The 23110-nt window shown below is 71.0% G+C and carries 21 protein-coding genes; 14 read left to right on the plus strand and 7 right to left on the minus strand.

Translation table 11 applies throughout. The features are described 5' to 3' along the window. Positions 1-111 precede the first annotated feature (111 nt). Genes ACIA8X_RS15315 through ACIA8X_RS15350 form a run of 8 tightly spaced genes read left to right on the plus strand, consistent with a single transcriptional unit; the run spans position 112 to position 7965 of the window. On the plus strand, positions 112-1182 hold the full coding sequence (locus ACIA8X_RS15315) for a sugar ABC transporter substrate-binding protein (protein WP_393445645.1): 1071 nt from the start codon (positions 112-114) through the stop codon (positions 1180-1182). After that, positions 1179-2693 carry a sugar ABC transporter ATP-binding protein gene (locus ACIA8X_RS15320; RefSeq protein ID WP_393445643.1) on the plus strand — a complete coding sequence of 505 codons (1515 nt, stop codon included), beginning with the start codon at positions 1179-1181 and terminating at the stop codon, positions 2691-2693. Before ACIA8X_RS15315 ends, ACIA8X_RS15320 begins: the two co-directional genes overlap by 4 nt. Next, on the plus strand, positions 2686-3711 hold the full coding sequence (locus ACIA8X_RS15325; protein ID WP_393445641.1) for an ABC transporter permease: 1026 nt from the start codon (positions 2686-2688) through the stop codon (positions 3709-3711). The genes ACIA8X_RS15320 and ACIA8X_RS15325 overlap by 8 nt, the downstream gene beginning before the upstream one ends. A gap of 37 nt (positions 3712-3748) precedes the next feature. Next, positions 3749-5134, plus strand: a complete 1386-nt coding sequence (locus ACIA8X_RS15330; protein ID WP_399458442.1) for an L-fuconate dehydratase — start codon at positions 3749-3751, stop codon at positions 5132-5134. Continuing rightward, entirely contained in the window at positions 5131-5886 is a 756-nt protein-coding gene (locus ACIA8X_RS15335) for an SDR family NAD(P)-dependent oxidoreductase (protein WP_393445637.1), read from the plus strand. Before ACIA8X_RS15330 ends, ACIA8X_RS15335 begins: the two co-directional genes overlap by 4 nt. Next, complete coding sequence (locus ACIA8X_RS15340; protein WP_399458443.1) at positions 5883-6830, plus strand: aldo/keto reductase; 948 nt, start codon at positions 5883-5885, stop codon at positions 6828-6830. The genes ACIA8X_RS15335 and ACIA8X_RS15340 overlap by 4 nt, the downstream gene beginning before the upstream one ends. Beyond that, the gene (locus ACIA8X_RS15345; protein WP_399458444.1) at positions 6827-7141 is read left to right on the plus strand and encodes an L-rhamnose mutarotase; all 315 of its coding nucleotides are present in this window, start codon (positions 6827-6829) and stop codon (positions 7139-7141) included. The genes ACIA8X_RS15340 and ACIA8X_RS15345 overlap by 4 nt, the downstream gene beginning before the upstream one ends. Further along, on the plus strand, positions 7126-7965 hold the full coding sequence (locus ACIA8X_RS15350; RefSeq protein WP_399458445.1) for an amidohydrolase family protein: 840 nt from the start codon (positions 7126-7128) through the stop codon (positions 7963-7965). Before ACIA8X_RS15345 ends, ACIA8X_RS15350 begins: the two co-directional genes overlap by 16 nt. Positions 7966-8007: 42 nt before the next feature. On the opposite strand, the gene ACIA8X_RS15355 is transcribed toward ACIA8X_RS15350, so the two are convergent. Continuing rightward, on the minus strand, positions 8008-9429 hold the full coding sequence (locus ACIA8X_RS15355) for a lipase maturation factor family protein (protein ID WP_399458446.1): 1422 nt from the start codon (positions 9427-9429) through the stop codon (positions 8008-8010). A 150-nt stretch (positions 9430-9579) separates the two neighbouring features. Between ACIA8X_RS15355 and ACIA8X_RS15360 the strand changes: the two genes are divergently transcribed. From ACIA8X_RS15360 to ACIA8X_RS15370, 3 genes are all read left to right on the plus strand, one after another. After that, positions 9580-10854: a DUF6777 domain-containing protein gene (locus tag ACIA8X_RS15360; protein WP_399458447.1), complete on the plus strand. Its 1275-nt coding sequence runs from the start codon at positions 9580-9582 to the stop codon at positions 10852-10854. Between the two features lie 90 nt (positions 10855-10944). Continuing rightward, positions 10945-13038, plus strand: a complete 2094-nt coding sequence (locus tag ACIA8X_RS15365; RefSeq protein ID WP_399458448.1) for a SpoIIE family protein phosphatase — start codon at positions 10945-10947, stop codon at positions 13036-13038. 44 nt (positions 13039-13082) lie between these two features. Continuing rightward, the gene (locus ACIA8X_RS15370; protein ID WP_399458449.1) at positions 13083-13946 is read left to right on the plus strand and encodes an Fpg/Nei family DNA glycosylase; all 864 of its coding nucleotides are present in this window, start codon (positions 13083-13085) and stop codon (positions 13944-13946) included. A gap of 11 nt (positions 13947-13957) precedes the next feature. On the opposite strand, the gene ACIA8X_RS15375 is transcribed toward ACIA8X_RS15370, so the two are convergent. The 3 genes from ACIA8X_RS15375 to ACIA8X_RS15385 all read right to left on the minus strand — a co-directional run bounded on the left by ACIA8X_RS15375 (position 13958) and on the right by ACIA8X_RS15385 (position 15973). Then, on the minus strand, positions 13958-14611 hold the full coding sequence (locus tag ACIA8X_RS15375) for a zf-HC2 domain-containing protein (RefSeq protein ID WP_393445621.1): 654 nt from the start codon (positions 14609-14611) through the stop codon (positions 13958-13960). Between the two features lie 151 nt (positions 14612-14762). Next, the gene (locus tag ACIA8X_RS15380) at positions 14763-15278 is read right to left on the minus strand and encodes a hypothetical protein (RefSeq protein WP_048580100.1); all 516 of its coding nucleotides are present in this window, start codon (positions 15276-15278) and stop codon (positions 14763-14765) included. 146 nt (positions 15279-15424) lie between these two features. Further along, positions 15425-15973, minus strand: coding sequence for a sigma-70 family RNA polymerase sigma factor (locus tag ACIA8X_RS15385; RefSeq protein WP_393445619.1), 549 nt, complete (start codon positions 15971-15973; stop codon positions 15425-15427). Positions 15974-16184: 211 nt separating this feature from the next. Between ACIA8X_RS15385 and ACIA8X_RS15390 the strand changes: the two genes are divergently transcribed. Next, entirely contained in the window at positions 16185-17327 is a 1143-nt protein-coding gene (locus tag ACIA8X_RS15390) for a CapA family protein (RefSeq protein WP_393445617.1), read from the plus strand. 20 nt (positions 17328-17347) lie between these two features. Here ACIA8X_RS15390 and ACIA8X_RS15395 read toward each other — a convergent pair whose 3' ends face one another. Further along, positions 17348-17821 (minus strand): MarR family winged helix-turn-helix transcriptional regulator, encoded by a 474-nt coding sequence (locus ACIA8X_RS15395; RefSeq protein ID WP_393445615.1) that lies wholly within the window; start codon positions 17819-17821, stop codon positions 17348-17350. A 57-nt stretch (positions 17822-17878) separates the two neighbouring features. Here ACIA8X_RS15395 and ACIA8X_RS15400 point away from each other — a divergent pair, with 57 nt between their 5' ends. Continuing rightward, complete coding sequence (locus ACIA8X_RS15400) at positions 17879-18706, plus strand: alpha/beta fold hydrolase (protein WP_393445613.1); 828 nt, start codon at positions 17879-17881, stop codon at positions 18704-18706. A 12-nt stretch (positions 18707-18718) separates the two neighbouring features. On the opposite strand, the gene ACIA8X_RS15405 is transcribed toward ACIA8X_RS15400, so the two are convergent. Next, entirely contained in the window at positions 18719-19156 is a 438-nt protein-coding gene (locus tag ACIA8X_RS15405; protein WP_393445611.1) for a pyridoxamine 5'-phosphate oxidase family protein, read from the minus strand. A gap of 17 nt (positions 19157-19173) precedes the next feature. Continuing rightward, positions 19174-19635, minus strand: a complete 462-nt coding sequence (locus tag ACIA8X_RS15410; RefSeq protein ID WP_393445609.1) for a universal stress protein — start codon at positions 19633-19635, stop codon at positions 19174-19176. A gap of 98 nt (positions 19636-19733) precedes the next feature. On the opposite strand from ACIA8X_RS15410, the gene lysX reads away from it, so the two are divergent. Then, complete coding sequence (lysX, locus tag ACIA8X_RS15415) at positions 19734-23012, plus strand: bifunctional lysylphosphatidylglycerol synthetase/lysine--tRNA ligase LysX (protein ID WP_393445607.1); 3279 nt, start codon at positions 19734-19736, stop codon at positions 23010-23012. Positions 23013-23110: the final 98 nt, after the last annotated feature.

Consider the following 23110-nt stretch of genomic DNA (forward strand, 5'->3'; position numbering starts at 1 on the left):
ATACGGCGAAAAACTGCCTCCTAAGGGTGTTGCATCGCCGAAGTGGTCTGATAAATATGCGGGCATCTGCTCGAACCATGTGCTCGAACACGCTCAACGAGGAGCCGCCAGATGCCCGGCACAACAGCGCGGAAGCAGAACAGGTCACGGATGGTGAGGGCGGTGTGTGCGGTGGCCGGTGCCTCGCTCGTGCTCGCCGCGTGCGGCAGCACCAAGGACACCGGCGCCGCGAGCGCCGAAGGCGGCGGAAGCGGCCAGGTCGGGGTGATCCTGCCCCTGCTGACCTCGCCGTTCTGGCAGTCGTACAACGACTACGTGCCGAAGATGGCCGACTCCGAGGGCGTCGACACGCTCAAGACGGTCAACTCCAACAGCGACCCCTCCCAGCAGATCACCGACATCAACAACCAGCTCAACCAGGGCGTGAAGGGCCTCGTCGTCGCCCCGCTGGACAGCGCCGCCATCGAGGCCGGCCTCGACCAGGCCGAGCGCAAGGGCGTGCCGGTCGTCGCCGTCGACGTGGCGCCGGACAAGGGCAAGGTCGCGATGGTGGTGCGGGCCAACAACGTGGCCTACGGCGAGAAGGCCTGCCAGTACCTCGGCGAGCAGATCCCGTCCGGCAAGGTCGTGCAGATCATGGGCGACCTGGCCTCCGTCAACGGCCGCGACCGCTCCGAGGCGTTCCGCGCCTGCGTGAAGAAGAACTTCCCCAAGCTGAAGGTCCTGGAGATACCGGCCAAGTGGGAGTCCGACACCGCGGCCTCCAAGCTGGACACCCTCCTGAACGCCAACCCGGACATCAAGGGCATCTACATGCAGGCGGGCGGCGTCTACCTCGCGCCGACCCTCCAGACCCTGAAGTCGAAGGGGATGCTGAAGAAGGCCGGGCAGGACGGGCACATCACGATCGTCTCCAACGACGGCATCCCGCAGGAGTTCGACGCCATCCGCAAGGGCGAGATCGACGCCACCGTCTCCCAGCCCGCCGACCTGTACGCCAAGTACGGCATGTACTACATCAAGGCCGCGATGGAGGGGAAGACCTTCAAGCCCGGCCCGACGGACCACGACTCGACCATCGTCAAGCTCCCCAGCGGCATCCTTGAGGACCAGCTGCCCGCCCCGCTGGTCACCAAGGACAACGTCGACGACCCCAAGCTCTGGGGCAACACGGTCAAATGAGTACGGCCGTGATCACACCCCTCGTCGAAGCGCGGGCCGTCGTCAAGCGCTACGGCCCCACCACCGCCCTCGCCGACGGACGGCTCACCGTCCTGCCCGGCGAGTCCCACGCCCTCGTCGGCCGCAACGGCGCCGGCAAGTCCACCCTGGTCCACATCCTCACCGGACTCCAGGCCGCCGACGAGGGCGAGGTCCGCTTCGACGACGAGCCCGCGCCCGCGCTGGCCGACCGGGACGCCTGGCGCCGCAAGGTGGCCTGCGTCTACCAGAAGCCCACCGTCGTCCCCGAGCTGACGGTCGCCGAGAACCTGTTCATCAACCGGCAGCCCCTCCAGCGCGGCTTCATCAGCTGGCGCAGGCTGCGCACCGAGGCCGCCGAACTCCTCGCCACCTGGGACGTGCACGTCGACCCCGAGGCCCGCACCGCCGACCTCAAGGTCGAGGACCGCCAAATGGTGGAGATCGCACGGGCGTTGAGCTTCGGCGCCCGCTTCATCATCCTCGACGAGCCCACCGCCCAGCTCGACAACCGCGAGATCGAGCGGCTGTTCACACGGATGCGGGCGCTCCAGGACTCCGGCGTCACCTTCCTGTTCATCTCGCACCACCTCCAGGAGGTGTACGAGGTCTGCCAGACGGTCACGGTCCTGCGCGACGCCCGCTGGATCACCACCGCGCCGGTCGCCGAACTCCCGCGCCGGGCGCTGGTGGAGGCCATGGCGGGGGAGTCCCTGGAGGCCATCGCCGAGCAGGCCGTGGACCCGAGGGACGTCGACCACGACGCCCCCGTCCTGCTCGAAGCCCGCGGGCTCACCTCACCGTCGTACGAGAACATCGACCTCACCGTGCGGCGCGGCGAGGTCGTCGGACTCGCCGGGATCAGCGGCAGCGGCAAGGTGGAGCTCGCCGAGTCCTTCGCGGGGCTGCACACCCCGACCGGCGGAACAGCCCAACTGGGCGGCGAGAGGCTGCCGTTCGGCGATGTGCAGGCCGCTCTCAAGTCCGGTGTCGCCTGCGTCCCCCGCGACCGGCACGACCAGGGCCTGGTCGCCGGGATGACCATCGGCGACAACGCCACCATGAGCGTCCTCGACCGGCTCGGCCGCTTCGGCTTCGTCGGAACCGAACGCAAGCGCGGCTTCGCGACGGCGCTGATCGAGCGCCTCGACATCCACACCGAGGGGCCGGACCAGCCCGTCTCGGACCTGTCCGGCGGCAACGCGCAGAAGGTCGTCATGGCCCGCGCGCTCGCCTCCGAACCCCGGCTGCTGGTGCTGATCAACCCCACCGCGGGCGTCGACGTGAAGTCCAAGGAGTCCCTGCTGGCCCGCGTGGACAGCGCCCGCGAGGACGGCATCGCCGTACTGGTCGTCTCCGACGAGCTCGACGACCTGCGCCGCTGCGACCGCGTCCTCGTCCTGTTCCACGGCCGTGTCGTCGCCGAGCACCCGGCGGGCTGGCGCGACCACGAGCTGATCGCCTCCATTGAAGGAGTGGACAACCATGGCTGACACCAAGGCCCCACCGGCCCTGCCCGTGAAGGTGCCGGACGCCCGTGCCGCCAGGACGGTCCTGCTCCGCCGCGCCCGCGAACTCGCCCTGGTCCCAGCCCTGTTGGTCCTCATGGTGCTCGGTGCGGTCGTGAACGACTCGTTCCTCACCGAGCGGAACCTGATCTCCATCCTCGGCGCCTCGGCCGCGCTGGCGATGGTCGTGCTGGCCGAGTCGCTCGTCCTCATCACCGGCAAGTTCGACCTCTCCCTCGAATCGGTCGTCGGCATCGCGCCCGCCGTCGGAGCACTGCTGGTGCTGCCCGTCGCCTCCTCCGGCTGGGGCACCGAACTCCCCGCCGCGCTCGCCCTGTTGGCGGTCCTCGTGGTGGGCGGTGCCGTCGGTGCCTTCAACGGCATCCTGGTCGTGAAGTTCAAGCTCAACGCGTTCATCGTGACGCTCGCGATGCTGATCGTCCTGCGCGGCCTGCTGGTCGGCGCGACCAAGGGCAAGACGCTGTTCGGGATGCCCGACAGCTTCTACTCCCTCGCGACGACGACCTTCCTCAACATCCCGATGTCGGTGTGGCTCGCGGCGGCGGCCTTCGCCATCGCCGGGTTCGTGCTCAAGTACCACCGCATCGGCCGCGCCCTCTACGCCATCGGCGGCAACGCGGACGCAGCCCGCGCCGCCGGTATCCGGGTGGAGCGCGTGATGCTCGGCGTCTTCGTCGTCGCGGGCACCCTCGCGGCCGTCGGCGGGATCATCCAGACCGGCTACGTCGGCGCGATCAGTGCCAACCAGGGCAACAACATGATCTTCACCGTCTTCGCGGCCGCGGTGATCGGCGGCATCAGCCTGGACGGCGGCAAGGGCACCATGTTCGGCGCCCTCACCGGCGTACTCCTCCTGGGCGTCGTACAGAACCTGCTCACCCTCGCCCAGGTCCCGTCGTTCTGGATCCAGGCCATCTACGGCGGAATCATCCTGGTGGCCCTCATGATCGCCCGCGTGACGACGGGCCGGGCGCAGGACTGACCCGGCGCCGTCCCCACCATCGACCGAAAGGCCCCCTGTGTCCCCGACCCCCGACCCCCTCGTTCGTGTCACCGCGCTCGACACCTACGACATCCGCTTCCCCACCTCGCGCGAGCTCGACGGCTCCGACGCGATGAACCCGGACCCCGACTACTCGGCGGCGTATGTGGTGCTGCGCACCGACGCGGCGGACGGCCACGAGGGGCACGGGTTCACGTTCACCATCGGGCGGGGCAACGAGATCCAGGTCGCCGCGATCGAGGCGCTGCGCGGGCATGTCCTGGGCCGGTCCGTCGACGAGCTGTGCGCCGACCCGGGGACCCTCAACCGCGACCTGATCGGCGACAGCCAGCTGCGCTGGCTCGGCCCTGAGAAGGGCGTGATGCACATGGCGATCGGCGCGGTCATGAACGCCGTGTGGGACCTCGCCGCCAAGCGCGCCGCCAAGCCGCTGTGGCAGCTGCTGGCCGACGCCGACCCCGAGTGGATCGTGCGCCAGATCGACTTCCGGTACCTCACCGACGCGCTCACGCCCGAGGAGGCCCTGCAGATCCTGCGCCGGGGCGGGGAGGGGGCGGACGAGCGCGCGGCCCGGCTGCTGGAGCGCGGCTACCCCGCCTACACCACTTCCGCCGGCTGGCTCGGCTACGACGACGACAAGCTCACCCGGCTCGCCGCCGAGGCCGTCGCCGACGGCTTCAAGCAGATCAAGCTGAAGGTCGGCGCCGACCTGGAGGACGACGTACGGCGCTGCCGCGTCGCCCGCTCGGTCGTCGGGCCGGACATCCGCATGGCGATCGACGCCAACCAGCGCTGGGACGTGGCCGAGGCGATCCGCTGGACCAAGGCCCTCGCCGAGTTCGACCCGTACTGGATCGAGGAGCCCACCAGCCCCGACGACGTCCTCGGCCACGCCGCCATCCGGGAGGCCGTCGCCCCGGTGAAGGTGGCCACCGGCGAGCACGTGCAGAACCGGGTCGTCTTCAAGCAGCTCCTCCAGGCCGGCGCCCTCGACATCCTCCAGATCGACGCGGCCCGCGTCGGCGGCGTCAACGAGAACCTCGCCATCCTGCTGCTCGCCGCCAAGTTCGGCGTCCCGGTCTGCCCGCACGCGGGCGGCGTCGGGTTGTGCGAACTCGTCCAGCACCTGTCGATGTACGACTACGTGGCCGTCACCGGCACCACCGAGGACCGGGTCATCGAGTACGTCGACCATCTGCACGACCACTTCCTCGACCCGGTGGTGATCAGGGAAGGTCATTACACGGCACCCACCGCGCCGGGCTTCTCGGCCGCCATGCGTCCCGAGTCCATCGCGCGGTACACCTTCCCCGGCGGAGACTTCTGGGCCGCCGACCTCCAGACGCAGAAGACGACGCAGACGACGCAGACGAAGACGCAGAAGAAGGGGCACGCGGCATGACCGACTTCGAAGGCCTGAGGGCTCTGGTGACCGGCGGCGCCTCCGGGATCGGCCGGGCCACCGCCGAGCTGCTGGCCGAGCGGGGCGCCCTGGTCGCCGTACTGGATCTGGATCCGTCGACGGTCGAGAAGCCGCTGCTCGGGCACCGGGCCGACGTCACCGACGACGCCTCCGTCCGTGCGGCCGTGGCCGCCGCCGTGGCCGACCTCGGCGGACTGGACGTCGTGATCAACAACGCCGGCATCGGCGCGCAGGGCACCGTCGAGGACAACGACGACGCCGAATGGCACCGGGTCATGGACGTCAACGTCGTCGGCATGGTGCGCGTGGCGCGGGCCGCCCTGCCCCATCTGCGCGAGTCGTCGCACGCGGCGATCGTCAACACCTGCTCCATCGCCGCCACGGCCGGGCTCCCGCAGCGGGCGCTGTACAGCGCGACCAAGGGCGCCGTGTACTCGCTCACCCTCGCCATGGCCGCCGACCACGTCCGCGAGGGCATCCGCGTCAACTGCGTCAACCCGGGGACCGTGGACACCCCCTGGGTCGGGCGCCTGCTCGACGCGGCCGGCGACCCCGCTGCCGAACGCGCCGCCCTGGAGGCCCGTCAGCCCACCGGCCGCCTTGTCTCGGCCGCCGAAGTCGCGGGCGCCGTCGCCTACTTGGCGAGCCCGCTCTCCGGCGCCACGACCGGCACCGCCCTCGCCGTGGACGGCGGTATGCAGGGGCTGCGCCTGCGGCCGGTGGGCCGGTGAGCACCCCTCGCGGACTCGGCTTCGGAGCCGCCGTCATCGCCAACCTCTACACCGAGGTCACCGACGAGCAGGCGCACGAGGCGCTGTCCGCCGCCTGGCAGCGCGGCATCCGCTACTACGACACCGCACCCCACTACGGCCTCGGTCTGTCCGAACGCCGCCTAGGCGCGGCCCTGCGCGAGCACCCGCGCGAGGAGTACACGCTCTCCACCAAGGTGGGCCGCCGCCTGGAGCCACAGACCGACGGCGGCGACGACCTGGCCAACGGCTTCGCCGTGCCCGCCACGCACCGCCGCGTCTGGGACTTCACCGCGGACGGCATACGGCGCACCCTGGACGCCAGCCTGGAACGGCTCGGCCTCGACCGCGTCGACATCGTCTACCTCCATGACCCCGACGACCACGCCGAGCAGGCCTTCCGGGAGGGCTATCCGGCCCTGGAGAAGCTCCGCTCGGAGGGCGTCGTCGGCGCGATCGGCGCCGGCATGAACCAGGCGGAGATGCTCACCCGCTTCGTCCGCGACACGGACGTCGACGTGGTCCTGTGCGCGGGCCGCTACACGCTGCTCGACCAGAGCGCGCTCACGGAACTGCTGCCCGCGGCCGTGGAGCGAGGCGTCTCGGTGGTGATCGGCGGTGCCTTCAACTCGGGTCTGCTCGCGGATCCGAAGCCGGGGGCGACGTACAACTACGCCGAGGCGCCGGGTGAGTTGCTGGACAAGGCCCTGCGCATGAAGGAGATCGCCCTGCGCCACGGCATCACCCTGCGCGCCGCCGCGCTGGCCTTCTGCGCGGCCCACCCGGCGGTGACGAGCGTGCTGGTGGGCGCCCGCTCGGCCGACGAAGTCCACGACTGCGCCGATCAGTTCGCCACACCGGTACCCGCCGCCTTCTGGCAGGAGCTGCGGGACACCGGACTCCTGGTCACCGAGGAGCCGACATGAGAGTCGCCCTGCACACCAAGGTCCGCGCGGACCGCGTCGCCGAGTACGAGGCCGCCCACCGGGAGGTGCCGGTCGAGCTCACCGATGCGATCCGCGGCGCCGGGGCCGCCTCCTGGACGATCTGGCGCAGCGGCACCGACCTCTTCCACGTCCTGGAGTGCGAGGACTACGGCCGCCTCCTCGCCGAACTGGAGAAACTGCCGGTCAACGTGGTCTGGCAGGCCCGCATGGCCGAGCTGCTCGACGTGGTCCACGACTACTCCGGCGAGGGCGCGGACGCCGGGCTGCCCGTCGTATGGGAGCTGCCGTGACGGTCGTCGACGCCCACCATCACGTCTGGGACCTGTCGGTACGCGATCAGGACTGGATCGCCGAGGACAGCCCGATCCGGCGGAACTTCACGGTCGACGACCTCGCACCCGAGGCCCACGCCGCCGGAGTCGACCGGACCGTGCTCGTCCAGACGATCACGGTCGCTGAGGAGACCCCGGAGTTCCTCTCGCTCGCGGCGGAACACGACCTGATCGCGGGCGTCGTCGGCTGGACCGACCTCACCCGACCGGACGTGGCCGACGAGCTGGCCCGGCTGCGGAAGCTGCCCGGCGGGCCGTACCTCAAGGGCATCCGCCACCAGGTGCAGGGCGAGCCCGACCCGGAGTGGCTGCTGCGGGCGGACGTACGGCGCGGACTGTCCGCCGTCGCGGAGGCGGGGTTGGTCTACGACCTGGTCGTGCTGCCGCATCAGCTGCCGGCCTGCGTCAAGGCCGCCGCGGACCACCCCGACCTCACCTTCGTCCTGGACCACCTGGGCAAACCGCCCATCGCCTCCGGCGAGCGGGAACCGTGGGAGACCGCGGTGCGCTCCCTTGCCGCCCTCTCCAACACCGTTTGCAAGCTCTCCGGCATGGTCACCGAGGCCGACCTGGCCTCCTGGACCGTGGACGACCTGCGCCCGTACGCCGATGTGGTCCTGGACGCCTTCGGGCCGGATCGCTTGATGTTCGGTTCGGACTGGCCGGTGTGCGACCTGGCGGCGTCGTACGGTCAAGTGCTCGCCACGGCACAGGAGTTGACTGGTGACGCCGATCGCACCCAGATCTTCGAGGGGACCGCGACCCGGGTCTACGACCTCTGAGCACCGGGGGGGGCGCTACGACCTCTAATCACCGGGGGGCCGCTACGACCTCTGAGCCACCCCCGCCAACCGGGTCGGCGGCAGATACTCCCGCACATACGTCCGCTCCCAGCACGCGCCCGTCTCCCGCAGCTCGCGCCAGGTCGTGTACCGGTAGCGGAAGAGGCGGGCGCGGATGTAGCGGGGCGGTGCGTCGGGCGGGAACGGTGAGCGGCGCAGCAGCTTCAGCGTGTCGCGGTCGTTCTCCAGGAGCCGTTCCACCAGCGCGCCGAACCATGATCCGGCGTACGCGGGCGACAGTGCGGCGAACCACATCAGCCAGTCCAGCCGCAGATGGTACGGCGCGAACTGGCGCGGCCAGCGCCGGGGATCGCCCGGCTTGCCCTTGAACTCGTACTCCCGCCAGTCCGAGTCCTCACGCGGAACGTCGTCGGCCGTGCCCTCGATGACGACCTCGTAGCGGATCCTGCTGACGCTGCCGAAGGCGCCGTAGGTGTTGACGAGATGGAGCGGGTCGAAGGAGCGGTTCATGATCTGGCGGCGGGAGATCATGTTGGCGACCGGGTGGTAGCTCAGGACCAGGAGCAGCGCGGCGACCGCCAGGACCACGACCTCGTACCAGAGCGGGGCGTCCGCCACGGCGGGCGGATCACTCGGGAACCGCACCGCCGACAGCGCCAGCACGATGGTGATCCAGTTCAGCCAGGAGAAGTTGCCCGACAGGACCAGCCACAGCTGGGTCACGATCATCAGGCAGGCGGCGGCCGTGGAGATCGGGTGAGGGGTGAAGAGCAGGACGGGCACGGCGAGTTGGGTGACATGGTTGGCGGCCACCTCGACGCGGTGCAGGGGCTTGGGCAGGTGGTGGAAGAACCAGCTCAGCGGGCCGGGCATCGGCTGGGTCTCGTGGTGGTGGTCGAGGCAGGTCAGCTTCCGCCAGCAGGCGTCGCCGCGCATCTTGATCAGACCCGCGCCGAACTCGACGCGGAACAGGATCCAGCGCAGCAGGAACAGCACCACGATCGGCGGCGCCACCTCGTCGTTGCCCAGGAAGACGGCGAGGAACCCGACCTCCAGCAACAGGGACTCCCAGCCGAACGAGTACCAGGTCTGGCCGACGTTCACGATCGACAGGTACAGCACCCACGGGATCAGCCACAGCAGCATCGAGCCCCACAGGGGCACCACCGCGTCCAGCCCGGCCAGCAGCGCCGCCGACACCAGGCAGCCCGACCAGGCGCAGGCCGCGAAGAACCGGTCCGAGTAGTGGAGTTGGAACAGGCTCGGGGCGGCCCGGAAACGCACCTGCGCGACGAAGCGCGGCACGGGCAGCATGCCCCGCTCACCCATCAGCGCCCGGAACTGCAGGGCGGCCGTCAGGAACGCGACGAGGTACACGCCGGCCAGAGCCTGCTGGAAGACCAGCCGGCTCGTCCAGAAGTCCGGTGCGCTGAACCAGTCCACGGCCTTTTCCTCCCTTCCTCATTGTCGCGCCGAGAACCATGGCGTGCCGAGATGTGCGTGACTCTCCGTATATCACCCCTCCGCTTGCGTAACCCGAGAGAGTGAAGCAGACAATGGTGCCGAACTGCCCGAAAGAGGCGGGAGGTCGTGGTGCGGACATCCATCGGAGCCATCGTCACGGCCTGCGCGCTCTCGGCGGCGGCCCTCGTCTCCGGCTGCGGCGATGCCGGGAACAAGGGAACGGCATCCAGCGCGGAAGTCCTCCTTGAGCCCGCGATGGCCAAGGGACCGGATCCCTTCACGGGCTCCACCGTGTCGGCGACGGCCGCCGCGTCCTCGGGCCCCCGGACGCCACAGCCCGCGCTGTCGGGCCGGACCGGGCCACAGCACCTGTCCGGCGGCATGCCCGGCCTCTACGGAGGCACCCGGGGAGCCGGCAGCTGTGACGTGCGGCGGCAGATCGAGCACCTCACCTCCGACCAGGTCAGGGGTCGTGTCTTCGCGGAGGCGTCCGGCATCGGCCAGGCCTCGATCCCCGGCTATCTGCGGGGGCTGACCTCGGTCGTGCTGCGCGCGGACACCCGGGTCACCAACCACGGCTTCCGCGACGGCCGCGGGATCGGCTACCAGTCCGTCCTGCAGGCGGGCACCGCCGTCCTCGTCGACAGCCACGGTGTGCCCCGCGTCCGCTGCGCCTGCGGCAACCCGCTCGCCCCGGCGGCCGACGATCTGCCGGGCGGCTCGGGCGGCTCGGGCGGCTCGGGCAGTCCCGGCACCAGTGGTCGGCCCTGGTCCGGATACCGGCCGGACCGTGTGGTCGTGGTGGCCCCGACACCCCAGGTGATCGCCGACATCACGATCATCAACGTCGTCGACAACACCTGGATCGAGCGCCCGGTCGGCCACCGGGGGCAGGACCGCGACCATGTCCTGCCGCGACCGCAGCCGGTGACGCCCACACCGGTCCCGGATCCGTCGCACCCGGACGACAGCGCGTCGCCCGGCGAGCGCACCTCACCGGAGGGGGCGCCGACCGACTGCGTGACTCCAAAGGCGCCCGCTGTACCGGGCGCCGCCGAAGACTCGCTGACCGAGATCGCGTCGGGCACGTCGGACGCGTCGGGCACGTCGGACGCGTCGGGCAGGTCGGGCACGTCGGATGCATCGGATGAATCGGGCTGCCCCTCCGCCCCCGGCACCGAACCGCAGCCGTCCCCGAAGTCACCGGACGCTCCAGAGCCACCGGACGCTCCGGATTCCCCGGCCGCATCGGACCCCCCGGCCACCTCCGAATCCCCGGAGAAGACCGGCCCCGAAACCGTCCCGGAATCCCCCGACCTGCCCGACGGCGGCGGGCTGATCCCCGACGAGCCGCGCACCACCGACAGCGTCTTCGGCAGCCCCACCGACGTCTTCGACGGCTGACCGACGGGAGTGGACAGGCCCCGGGAGCCGAGCGGAACCAGTTCCGTCGCCCCAGTCGAAGATTCCAGCAAATCCTGGCAAGGTGGCCCCATGGTTGATCGGGGAGCGAGCGCCCTGTCTCTCCCGGACGACTGGCCCGCCCACCCGGACCCGATTCTGGCGCTCAACCGCATGGGCACGTTCGACTGGGACCTTGACACCGGTGTGTTCCACATGGACGCCCAGGCCCACGAGGTCTTCGATCTGCGCCCTGAGGAATACGACGGAAACCCCGCGACCCTGGCCATCCGGGTCCCGCCGCCGGAGGCCTACCGGCTGGACGGCCTCGTCTCCAAGGCGATGAAGGACGGCAGCGAGAACTACGGCGTCTACTTCCGCATCCGCTGCCGCGACGGCACCCTGCGTTGGACCCACACCCAGGGCTACATCCGCCGCGACGACACGGGCCGCCCGCGCCGCATCATCGGCATCGTCCGCGACGCCACCGACGAACTCGCCGAGAGCGAGGAGCGGGGCGAGCAGGCCGCCGAGGACGAGGCCCGCCGCCGGCAGACCAACGTCGTCCAGCTCACCACTGCCGCCCTGGCGCACGCCCGCACCGTCCAGGACGTCATCGACGTCCTCAAGGACACCCACGGCCTGAGCAACCTCGGCGCCACCAGCCTGGTGATGGGCCTGGTCGAGGCCGGCCGGATCCGGCTGGTCGCCGAGGGGCCCGCCGGCAGCTTCGTGCCCGGGACCCTGGTCACCCGAATAGACGAGCAGTACCCGATGAGCGAGGTCGTACGAACCCTCATCCCGCGGTTCATCGAGTCGCCGGAGGAGTTCGCCGACCGCTACCCGGTCCTCTGGCCGCACATCACCGACCTGAACATCACGGCCGCGGCCTATCTGCCGCTGATCGCCCAGGCCCGGCCGATCGGCGCCATCGGACTGCTCTACAGCGACCGGGATGGCTTCTCCACCGAGGACCGCAACGTGCTCGTCGCCCTCGGCAGCAGCATCGCGCAGAGCCTGCAGCGGGCCATGTTCTACGAGCAGGAGAAGGACCTCGCCACCGGCCTCCAGCAGGCCATGCTGCCGCGCACCATCCCCAGCGTGCCCGGCGCCGACGTAGCCGTCCGCTACCGTGCCGGCAATGCCGCGGGCTCCCTCGGCCGGGACATCGGCGGCGACTGGTACGACCTGATCCCGCTGCCGGGCGGCCGGGTCGGCGCCGTCATCGGGGACGTCCAGGGCCACGACACCCACGCCGCCGCCGTGATGGGCCAGCTCCGCATCGTCCTGCGCGCCTACGCCGCCGAAGGGCACACCCCGGCCACGGTGATGGCCCGGGCCTCGGTGTTCCTGCACGAGCTGGACACCGACCGCTTCGCGACCTGCCTGTACGCGGAGGCCGACCTGTCCACCGGGGTCATGCAGGTGGTCCGCGCCGGACACATCGACCCGCTGATCCGGGAGCCCGGCGGCGCCTGTCGTCGCGTCCCCGTCGAGGGCGGGCTGCCGCTCGGGCTGTCCGCGGAGTTCGGTCGGCTCGAATACCCGGTCGGCACCATCGAGTTGGACCACGACCACGCCCTGCTGCTGTGCACCGACGGCCTGGTCGAACAGCCCGGCGCCGACCTCGACGACGGCATGCAGACCCTCACCGCGCTCATCGCCACCGGCCCGAAGGACGTACGGGACCTCGCGGACCGCCTCATCGACGTGGCGGAGGAACGCGGCGGCGACGACGACGTGGCCCTGCTCCTGCTGCGCCGCCGCGTCCTGGACGCCCCGCAGACCGGTGGCCGCCTCCAGCAGCACGTCGCCCCCGGCGATCCCGAGGCCCTCACGGCGGCCCGGCACATGATCCGCGCCGCCGTGCGCGCCTGGGGTGCCGCGGACCGGGCCGACGAGATCGAACTGGTCGCCGACGAGCTGATCACCAACGCCCTGATGCACACCGAGGGCTCCGCCGTCGTGACCCTGCGCGTCCTCACCGGCTCCGAGCGCCGGCTGCGCGTCGAGGTCGAGGACTCCTCCAGCGCCCTGCCACGCCGCCGGGAGGCCGGGGAGTCCGGAGTCTCCGGCCGCGGCCTGCTCCTCGTCGACCTGCTCACCGATGTCTGGGGCGTGGAGGCGCGGGGCGGCGGCAAGGCGGTGTGGTGCGAGTTCCTGGCGCCGGAGCGCCCCGGCCTGTGAGCGAACCGCCTGGCGCTGTCGGTGCCGGGTGGCACTCTGGACCTATGCCGGAACTGCCCGAGGTCGAAGCGCTCAAGGACTTCCTGACCGAGAACCTGGTCGGCCACGAGATCGTCCGCGTGCTGCCCGTCGCGATCAGCGTCCTCAAGACGTACGACCCACCGGTCACCGCCGTCGAGGGCCACGAGGTCACCGCCATGCACCGCTACGGCAAGTTCCTCGACCTCGCCACGGCGGACGGCCCCCACCTGGTGACCCACCTGGCCCGGGCCGGCTGGCTCCACTGGAAGGACCAACTCCCGAGCGGCATGCCCCGCCCCGGCAAGGGCCCGCTCGCGCTGCGCGTGGCCCTGGAGACGGGCGCGGGCTTCGACCTGACGGAGGCCGGCACGCAGAAGCGCCTCGCGGTCTACCTCGTCCAGGACCCGCAGCAGGTCCCCGGCGTGGCCCGGCTGGGCCCGGACCCGCTCGCCGAGGACTTCGACGAGACGCGGTTCGCGGCCCTGCTGAAGGACGAGCGCCGCCGGCTCAAGGGCGCCCTGCGCGACCAGAGCCTCATCGCCGGGGTCGGCAACGCCTACAGCGACGAGATCCTGCATGTGGCGAAGATGTCCCCGTTCAAGCTCGCGTCGTCACTGACATCCGAGGAGACGGCGAGGCTGTACGAGGCCCTGCGGACGACCCTCACCGAGGCGGTCGAGCGTTCGCGCGGGGTGGCGGCCGGGCGGCTGAAGGCCGAGAAGAAGAGCGGCCTGCGCGTCCACGGCCGCACCGGCGAACCATGCGCCGTGTGCGGCGACACCATCCGCGAGGTCTCCTTCAGCGACTCCTCCCTCCAGTACTGCCCGACCTGCCAGACGGGCGGAAAGCCACTGGCGGACCGGAGGATGTCGAGGCTGCTGAAGTAGGTAGGCACCCGCTAGCGCGGCTTGAGCGTCACCAGATGCTCCCCGCCGGTCGTCCGCACCTCGTAGCGCAGGACCTCGTCGGGGTGCATGGTCGAGGCGCCCATCATGGTGTTCTCGCGGGCGTCGTGGTCGGCCGCGTGCCAGCTGGTCACCGTCTCCTCCGAGCCGTCCCGGGCGATGGCGACCAGGTGGCAGCCGCGCGGACCCGCGCCGTCCTTCACCTTCAGTTCCACCTGGCTGCCGTAGGCCTCGTCCTCGGTCGTGACCTGCGCCCACACACCCGACCGTGCGTCGGTCGCCTGGACGACCTGGACGGGCGCGTCGTCGCCGCCCGCCATCATCGCGACGGCGGGCCCGGCCAGGGCGATCACGACCGAGGCCGCCACGGCGTACAGCGTGCGCCGGCGCAGGGCGCGATGGCGGGCCGCCACCGCCTCCAGCAGCCGGGTCAGCAGCTGCGGGCCGGGCTTGGCCAGGGGGTGCACGAACTGGGGCGTGGACCGCCGGTACAGCATCAACTGGCGGGTCACAGGCCCGAACTCGGTCACGTGTGCCGCGCAGCGCGGGCACTCCATGAGGTGGTCCTCGAAGCGGAATGCCTCCGCCTCGTTCAGCACGCCGAGCGCGTACGCGGCGACGTCGCGGTGCCTCTCCAGGGACCTCATGCCGAATCCTCGTGCCGTTGGGTGTGGGGTGTGTTACTCCTTGCGCCCACAGGTACGCACCAGGCAGTCGAATCACTCAAGGCCTACACAGAATCGCAACCTAAGGATTCGGAGCGGTCGGTGCCGAGGATTGGTCCGGGAAGAAAAGAACTTAAAAAAGATGGATGGCGAGGTGCCCGAGCGGCAGCCCGAGCTGCCACGCCGGCGTCCACACCTTCGGCCCCTCGTCCTCGCCGACCAGCGCACCACCGCCCGGCACCGCGTTCAGATCGGGCGCGAGCAGCTCGGTCTCCTGCAGCCAACGCCAGGCCGCCTCGGCCAGCTCCAGATCGGGCGCGGGCCCGCCGGACTCGACCGCCTCGGCCGCGAGGCCCGCCATGCGTTCGCGCACCCACTCCTGCCACGGCTGGTCGTAGGCCGTCAGCGACAGCCAGGTCTCCAGCTGGGTGACGACCCGGATGCCGGACAGCTCGCCGTCGGTGTCGGACAGGAAGATGGTCAGCGCCAGGGCATCGCGCCCGGCGCGGAACTCGAAGGACGTCGGCGGCATGAGATCGCCGGTCCGCAGCAGCTCGTCGGCGATGTACTCGGCGTACAACCACGCCATGGGGACGGTCAGTTCACCGCCGCCGGTGCCGTCCGTGCTCTCTTGACCTCTGTGCAGCATCCCTTCCTGCCTTCCTCCGGTGAGTGCGTCGCCCGACCCGGGACCCGAGGGCCCTGGCCCAATCCGGAACACGGATGAGGACAGCCGATTACTCAACCGGTGTCTTCAGCAAGGCGCTTTACGGAGGTTTGACTAAGTCTTCGGTTTCACCGCAGGTCGGCCGCGTATCCGGGAAGCACCCTGCGCAGGGCGCGCAGCGCATAGTAAGCGCGGGACTTCACGGTACCGGGCGGAATTCCAAGTGTTTCCGCGGCCTCCGCAACACTCGCCCCTTGGAAGTACACGAGCACCAGGACTTCACGGTGCTCCGGAGTGAGTGTCTTCACAGCCTCGCGTACATCGAGCACTTCCGCGGCCCGCTCGGCGTGGTCGGACATCACCCGAGCGTTCTCCAGGATCGCGTCCCCGACCTCCGGGGGACGTGCCTGCCGGGCGCGGCGCGCGTCGATCGCGAGCCGCCGCCCGACGGTCAGCAGCCACGGCCGTACGGAGTCGAAGTCGTCCGCGCGCAATGCCTCGGGATGCTGCCAGGCGCGCACCAGCGTCTCCTGCACGAGGTCCTCGGCGCGCTGCCGGTCACCGTCGCAGAGCCGGAGCAGCAATGCGAAGAGGGGCCGGCCGTGCTCGCGCTGCAGTGCGGCGAGCTCGTGCTCGGCGGTCGTCGTCCCGTTCGTGAGGGTGGTTCCGGCCGTCATGGCCGTATGGCATCGCAGGCTGCCGCTGTGGGACAGAGCACACACACGGATCTGCGGCGGACGGTCGATCGCGTCGGCGAACGGTACGACGAACGGTCCCTTCCGCCTATTCGGGACAGGCCGGACGGGCTAACGGAAGCAGCCGGATTGTTTGCGATCGGGCCCGGTTTCATACGTATTGGTGGGTAATACGACCACACGGGGTGAGCTGATGATTGCACGCAGTCGACTTGTGGCCCTGGCTCTGACGGCCGCCCTCGCCGCGGGCGCCGCCTGCCAGGCCGACAACCGCAAGGCGGGGCAACCGGGTGCCTCCGCCGGCCCTCGCGGCTTCACGCTCGTCGCCTCCGGCGACATCCTCCCGCATACCTCGGTCATCGACCGTGCGCGATTCGACGCGGGTGGCTCCGGCTACGACTTCCGCCCGATGCTGGCCGGCGTCCAGTCCGTCGTATCCCGCGCCGATCTGGCGCTGTGTCATATGGAAACCGTTTTCGGAGAGCCGGGAGAGTACACCGGATACCCCACCTTCAAGTCCCCGCAGGAAGTGGCCCGGGGCGTCGCCGCCACCGGCTACGACGGCTGCTCCACCGCCTCCGACCACAGCCTCGACGACGGCGCGGCCGGCATCCTGCGCACCCTCAACGCCCTGGACGAGGCGCGCGTACGGCACGCGGGGACGGCTCGCAGCGAGGGCGAGGCGCGCTCCGTGACCGTGCTGCGTGCGGGCAGGGCCAAGGTCGCGCATCTCGCGTACACCTACGGCGTCAACGGCTTCCCGCTGCCGGCGGGGCAGCCCTGGGCGGTCAACCTGATCGACGAGGCCAAGATCCTGGCGGACGCCCGCGCCGCCCGGAAAGGGGGCGCCGACGTGGTCGTCGTATCGCTGCACTGGGGCACCGAATGGCAGGACGAACCCGACAACGCGCAGGTGTCCCTCGCCGGTGAGCTCACTGCCGCGGCCGACGGCGAGCGCCCCGACATCGACCTGATCCTCGGCACCCACGCCCATGTCCCGCAGGCGTACGAGAAGGTCAACGGCACCTGGGTGGTCTACGGCATGGGTGACCAGGTCGCGGGCGCGATGTACAACGAGCAGGGCATCCAGGACCCGCGGGGCAACCAGTCAACCCTCGCCCGCTTCTCCTTCGCCCCGCCCACCAGGCCCGGCGGTCGCTGGGAGGTGGAGAAGGCCGAGTTCGTTCCGCAGCTGTTCGACATCGACGCGGGCCGGGTGATCAACCTCAACCGGGCGCTGGCGAAGGGCGCCGAGCTGCGCGGGGTGCGGGACCGGATCCGGGATGTCGTGCTGAGCCGGGGGGCGGCGGAGGACGGGCTGCGGATGGGGGAGTAGGGCGCCGGTGGATCGGCGGGTCAGTCCCCCTCCGCGTGGTCGAAGGTCCGCAGCATCTCCTTCAGTACGCGCACGCACGCCCGGAGTTCGTCCTCGGTCAGCCCGCCGCCGACCTGCCGGTTCAGGGCGTGCTCGCGCGCGAGGATCGCGGTGATGACGGCCTCGCCGTCGGCCGTGATCCGGATCAGCGAGGACCGCTGGTGCGCGGGATTGGCGGTGGCCTCGGCCCAGCCCCTGGCCATCGCGTCGTTGACCATGCGCTGCACGAACTGCCGGGTCAGCGCCATGACCCGGGCCATCTGAGGGACCGTCATGGGGCCGTACCTGTGCAGCAGGACCAGGACGGAGCGCACGCCGACGGACACCCCCTCGATCTCCTCGCCCTGTTCGAGCTTGCGCAGGCCGCGTCGGTAGAGGGCGCCGATCAGGTCGAACACCTCGCTGACCCGGTGGCCGAGATCGTCGGGTGAGAGGGGCTTGTCGGAGTCGCTCACCGGGCCATCATGACACCTTGGTTGCCAAATTGCTCGGAAGATGACACCTTGGTTGTCATGACGACAGCAGCGACAGCTTCGGATCTGCGTTTCTTCGCCTCCGCCGACGGCGACATCGCCTACCGCGACACGGGTGCCGGGGACCTCGTGGTCCTGGTGCACCCCGGATACGTCGACCACCGCGTCTTCGACGACCAGACACCGGCCCTGGCCGCCGCCGGCTACCGGGTCATAGCGCCCGACGTGCGCGGCCACGGCTTCTCCGCCAACGCGAGCAAGCCGTTCCGCTGGGCCGACGACCTCGCGGGACTGCTGCGCCACCTCGATGCCGGGCCCGCGGTCCTGGTCGGTTCCTGCATGGGCGCGGCGGTGGTCACCGACACCGTGCTGGAGTACCCGGAGCTGGCGCGCGCGGTGGTTGTCATCGGCGGGGGGACCAGCGCCTTCGAGCACTCCGATCCATGGACGCGAGAGCGGGCCGCCGAGTCGGCCCGCATGCTGGGCGCGGGCGATGTCGCCGGCTGGGTCGAGGCCTTCGCCAAGAACGTGGCCGGGCCGCACCGCGCCGTGGACGAGGTGGACCCCGACGCGGTGCGCAGGATGCGCGACATGGCGGCGCACACCGTCGCCAAGCACACCGTCGGCGAGACGGACTGGCACGTGCCCCTCGCCGATCCCTGGAGCCGGGTGCCGGAGATCGCCGTGCCCGTCCTCGCCGTCCACGGCGCGCTCGACGCGGCCGACGCCCTCGACATGGCCGAGCGTCTCGTCCGGACCGTGCCCGACGGCCGCTCGGTGACGATCGAGGACGCCGGACACTTCCCGAACCTGGAGCGGCCCGAGGCCTTCAACGAGCTGCTGCTGGAGTTCCTCCGGACGCTCTGACGGGCCGTCGATTCAGTGTGCGACCGCGTAACTCAGGTCCTGCACACTGAGCGACGCGGGCTCCAGCCGCAGCCACACCGTGCCGCGCTCGGCCGGGTCGTCGTGCAGATAGTGCACGAACCTCGGGTCCCAATGGCTCTCGTCCGCTCCCAGATAGCGGACGAGCTTGCGCCGGCCCCGGGGGACGTCGAACGGGACGACGTCGGCCCGGCCCCGCGCGATCACCTGGCGCACCTGACCGGTCGCCGGCTCGCACTCGTCGACGACGAGGGCCACCGCCGGGTCGTCCCGGACCCGCTTCAGGAGCCGGGCCCACGGCCCCGTGAGGATCCAGAAGGCGCCGTCCTCCCAGAGGAACCAGACCGGGCGCACCGTCGGCCCGTTCGTCGCGATGCGCGCGGTCAGGGGCCGCCGGAGGAAGGCCTCCACGTCAAAGGCGTGAGAAGTCATCACCCAGGTCTACGCCCTTACGGCACCACCGTCACCGGCCACCGCCCCGCCTTGACCAACCGCACCGCCACGGAGCCGATGATCCGGTGTCCGGCCTGCTCGGAGGCGCCCACGACCACGGCGTCGGCCTTGAGGTCGTCCGCCGCCTTCACCAGCCCGTTGTAGGGGTCGCCGGGGAAGGTGTGGAACTCCCAGCGGACGTCGAATATCCCCTTGAGCCGCTCCGTCGCGTCCCGGATCTGGGCGATCAGGTCCTCCGCGATCTCGTCGGTGGTCTCCGCGACCGGCACCCCGAGGGCCGCGCCCGCCGCCATCACCGGCTGCACGTACACGATGGCGAGCAGGGCGCGCTGCCGCCGGGCCAGCCCGGCCGCGTAGGCCGCCGCGCGCAGTGAGGAGTCGGAGCCGTCGACCCCGACCACGATGACCTTGGGCCCGTCCGTGCCCCGCTCGAACCGGTGCGCGTGCTGTTCCGTCACGGCAGGGAGGCTATCGGAAGCGCAGGTCCCGCCGCCGGGGAGGGCAGGCACGGGGCTCTCGACGGGCGAGGACGCCGAGTGCTTCCTACAGTCGGAACATGAGTGCCACCGTGGAGGCCGCCCCGGCGAAGGACACCACGGGCCGGACACGGCCGCCCGGGAACCGCTTTCTAAGCAGAGTGCCGGAGGGTTTCGCGACCTTCTTCGGCGCCCTCGGACTGCTCTGCGTCCTGCTGGCGTTCATCCCGCCGCTGCGCACCGCGCTGCGCCCGGTCGTGAACGCCCTGGACCAGATCATCGTCCCCGTCAGCGCCAACCTCGCCTACGCCGTCTTCCTGTTCCTGCTCGCCGCCGCGACGGCCGCCCGCAAGAAGATCGCCTGGTGGCTGGTCGTCGTCTATCTGGGCCTGCTCGTCCTGACCGACGCCCTCGGCACGGCCTTCGGCGACTACTCGGACAACGTCCCGTCCCTCATCGTGTGCGCCCTCGCCCTGGCGCTGCTGATCGTCGCCCGCAAGGAGTTCTACGCCGCCTCCCGCCGCGCCGCCCTGCGCCGGGCGCTCGGCGTCCTGGTCGTCGGTCTCGCCGTCGGCATCCTCGTCGGCTGGGGCCTCGTCGAGCTGTTCCCCGGCACGCTGCCGCGCGGCCAGCGGCTGGCCTGGGCCGCCGACCGGGTCTGCGGCGGCCTCGTCTCCGGCACCACCTACGACGGCCGGCCACCGCGCCCCCTGTACTTCCTGCTGGGCCTGTTCGGCGCCCTCGCCCTGCTGAACGCCGCCGCGACCCTGTTCCGCTCACAGCGCATGGAGGCCGCCCTGCACGACGACGAGGAGGCGCGCATCCGCGCCCTCCTCAAGGCCTACGGCGCCCAGGACTCCCTCGGCTACTTCGCCACCCGGCGCGACAAGGCCGTCGTGTTCTCACCCAGCGGCAAGGCCGCCGTCACCTACCGCGTCGAGGCCGGCGTGTGCCTGGCCAGCGGGGACCCGGTGGGCGACCGGGAGGCCTGGCCGCACGCCATCGCCGGGTGGCTGGACGCCGCCCGCAGACACGCCTGGGTGCCCGCGGCGATGGGCGCCTCCGAGGACGGGGCCAAGGCCTACGCGCGCGCCGGACTCGGCGCCCTCCAACTCGGAGACGAGGCGATCCTGTACGTCCAGGACTTCGACCTCGACGGCCGCGACATGCGGGTCACCCGGCAGGCCGTGCACCGCGTCCGCCGGACCGGCGCCCACTGCCGTATCCGCCGCCACGCGGCCCTCAGCGAGGCGGAGATGGAGGAGGTGACCGGCAAGGCCGACGCCTGGCGCGACACCGAGACCGAGCGCGGCTTCTCCATGGCCCTCGACCGCCTCGGCGACCGGGCCGACGGCGACTGTCTCCTTGTCGAGGCGCTCGGCGAGGACGGCGAACTGCTCGCCCTGCTCTCCTTCGTGCCCTGGGGCAAGGAGGGCGTCTCCCTGGACCTCATGCGCCGGGACCGCCTCGCCCCCAACGGCGTCATGGAGTTCATGGTCGACGAACTGTGCGCCGTGGCTCCGAAGATGGGCATCCGCAGGATCTCGCTGAACTTCGCCGTGTTCCGCTCGGTCTTCGAGGAGGGCGCCCGCATCGGCGCCGGACCGGTGCTGCGGCTGTGGCGGCGCCTGCTGCTGTTCTTCTCCAAGTGGTGGCAACTGGAGGCCCTCTACCGATCCAACGCCAAGTACAGGCCGCAGTGGTTCCCCCGCTTCCTCTGCTACGGCGAGGCCGCCTCCCTCGCCCGTATCGGCCTCGCCTCCGCCATCGCCGAAGGCTTCGTCTCCGTACCGTCGCTGCGCAAACTCCGCAGAAAGGGGCACCCGAGGAACGGACCGCGTCCGGCGACCACCGAAGGACTTCCCTCGCTGGCGGCGCTCGGTCTCGATGGAGGGGACGAGGCCGGGGCGGCCGGGCCGGATGCGGGCCTGCCCGAGCAGGTCCGCATCCGGCACCACACCCTCGACCGGCTGCGCGCGGGCGGCCTTGACCCCTACCCGGTGGGCATCCCGGCCCGCACCCACACCCTCGCCGACGTCCGCGCGGGCGAGCGGGTCACCGTCGCCGGCCGGATCATGCTCGTCCGCGACTTCGGCGGCATCGTCTTCGCCGTCCTGCGCGACTGGTCCGGCGACCACCAACTCGCCCTCACCCGGGGGGACTCCGGCGCCACCCTCGACCGCTTCACCGCCGACACCGACATCGGCGACCTCATCAGCGCGACGGGCCTGGCCGGCGTCAGCGACAAGGGCGAGCCGACCGTCTTCGTCACCTCCTGGCAGCTCATCGGCAAATGCCTGCGCCCGCTGCCCGACAAGCGCCGCGGCCTCGCCGACCCCGAGGCCAAGGTCCGTATGCGCTACCTCGACCTGGTCTCCAGCCCCGCCGCCCGCGACGTCGTCCGCGCCCGCTCCGTCGCCGTGCAGGCGCTGCGGCAGGGCCTGCTGGAGCGCGGCTACCTGGAGGTCGAGACGCCGGTGCTGCAGCAGATCCACGGCGGCGCCAACGCCCGCCCCTTCACCACCCACATCAACGCCTACGACCTCGACCTCTATCTGCGCATCGCCCCCGAGCTGTATCTCAAGCGACTGTGCGTCGGCGGCCTGGAGAAGGTCTTCGAGATGGGCCGCACCTTCCGCAACGAGGGCGTCGACTACAAGCACAACCCCGAGTTCACGATCCTGGAGGCCTACCAGGCCTACGCCGACTACGACGTGATGCTCGACCTCGTCCGCGAGCTGATCCAGGGCTGCGCGACCGCCGCCTTCGGCTCGCCGATCGCCCGCAAGGACGGCAAGGAGCACGACATCTCCGGGCAGTGGCCGGTCAAGACGGTGTACGGAGCGATCTCCGAGGTGCTGGGGGAGGAGATCGACCCCGACACCGAGTTGCTCAGGCTGCACCGGCACTGCGACCGCGTGGGCGTGCCGTACACCGCCGACGACGGCCCCGGCGACGTCGTCCTGGAGATGTACGAGCGGCTCGTCGAGGAGAAGACCCAGCTGCCCACCTTCTACAAGGACTTCCCGACCGATGTCTCCCCGCTCACCCGCCAGCACCGGGTGGACCCCCGGCTCGCCGAACGCTGGGACCTGGTCGCCTTCGGCACCGAACTCGGCACCGCCTACTCCGAGCTCACCGACCCCGTCGAACAGCGCCGCCGCCTCACCGCCCAGTCCTTGCTCGCGGCGGGCGGAGACCCCGAGGCGATGGAACTCGACGAGGACTTCCTCGACGCCCTCGAATACGCCATGCCGCCCACCGGCGGCCTCGGCATCGGAGTCGACCGGCTGGTCATGTTCCTCACCGGCCTGACCATCCGGGAGACCCTGCCGTTCCCGCTGGTACGCCGTCGCTGACAGGGCGTCATAAGGCCTGCGACGGCCCTGTGCACGCCGGGTGGGCCGGTCGGGCGTTTTCCTGCCGCCGTACCGGTGTCGCCGAGCAGCGTCCGTCT

It is taken from the genome of Streptomyces sp. NPDC051738 (genome assembly GCF_044453205.1).
Taxonomy (GTDB): Bacteria; Actinomycetota; Actinomycetes; order Streptomycetales; family Streptomycetaceae; genus Streptomyces.

Coding starts and splice junctions, on each gene's coding strand:
- ACIA8X_RS15315 (WP_393445645.1), top strand. CDS start 112: ATGCCCGGCACAACAGCGCGGAAGCAGAACAGGTCACGGATGGTGAGG.
- ACIA8X_RS15320 (WP_393445643.1), top strand. CDS start 1,179: ATGAGTACGGCCGTGATCACACCCCTCGTCGAAGCGCGGGCCGTCGTC.
- ACIA8X_RS15325 (WP_393445641.1), top strand. CDS start 2,686: ATGGCTGACACCAAGGCCCCACCGGCCCTGCCCGTGAAGGTGCCGGAC.
- ACIA8X_RS15335 (WP_393445637.1), top strand. CDS start 5,131: ATGACCGACTTCGAAGGCCTGAGGGCTCTGGTGACCGGCGGCGCCTCC.
- ACIA8X_RS15345 (WP_399458444.1), top strand. CDS start 6,827: ATGAGAGTCGCCCTGCACACCAAGGTCCGCGCGGACCGCGTCGCCGAG.
- ACIA8X_RS15350 (WP_399458445.1), top strand. CDS start 7,126: ATGGGAGCTGCCGTGACGGTCGTCGACGCCCACCATCACGTCTGGGAC.
- ACIA8X_RS15365 (WP_399458448.1), top strand. CDS start 10,945: ATGGTTGATCGGGGAGCGAGCGCCCTGTCTCTCCCGGACGACTGGCCC.
- ACIA8X_RS15370 (WP_399458449.1), top strand. CDS start 13,083: ATGCCGGAACTGCCCGAGGTCGAAGCGCTCAAGGACTTCCTGACCGAG.
- ACIA8X_RS15375 (WP_393445621.1), bottom strand. CDS start 14,611: ATGAGGTCCCTGGAGAGGCACCGCGACGTCGCCGCGTACGCGCTCGGC.
- ACIA8X_RS15380 (WP_048580100.1), bottom strand. CDS start 15,278: ATGCTGCACAGAGGTCAAGAGAGCACGGACGGCACCGGCGGCGGTGAA.
- ACIA8X_RS15385 (WP_393445619.1), bottom strand. CDS start 15,973: ATGACGGCCGGAACCACCCTCACGAACGGGACGACGACCGCCGAGCAC.
- ACIA8X_RS15390 (WP_393445617.1), top strand. CDS start 16,185: ATGATTGCACGCAGTCGACTTGTGGCCCTGGCTCTGACGGCCGCCCTC.
- ACIA8X_RS15400 (WP_393445613.1), top strand. CDS start 17,879: ATGACGACAGCAGCGACAGCTTCGGATCTGCGTTTCTTCGCCTCCGCC.
- ACIA8X_RS15405 (WP_393445611.1), bottom strand. CDS start 19,156: ATGACTTCTCACGCCTTTGACGTGGAGGCCTTCCTCCGGCGGCCCCTG.
- lysX (WP_393445607.1), top strand. CDS start 19,734: ATGAGTGCCACCGTGGAGGCCGCCCCGGCGAAGGACACCACGGGCCGG.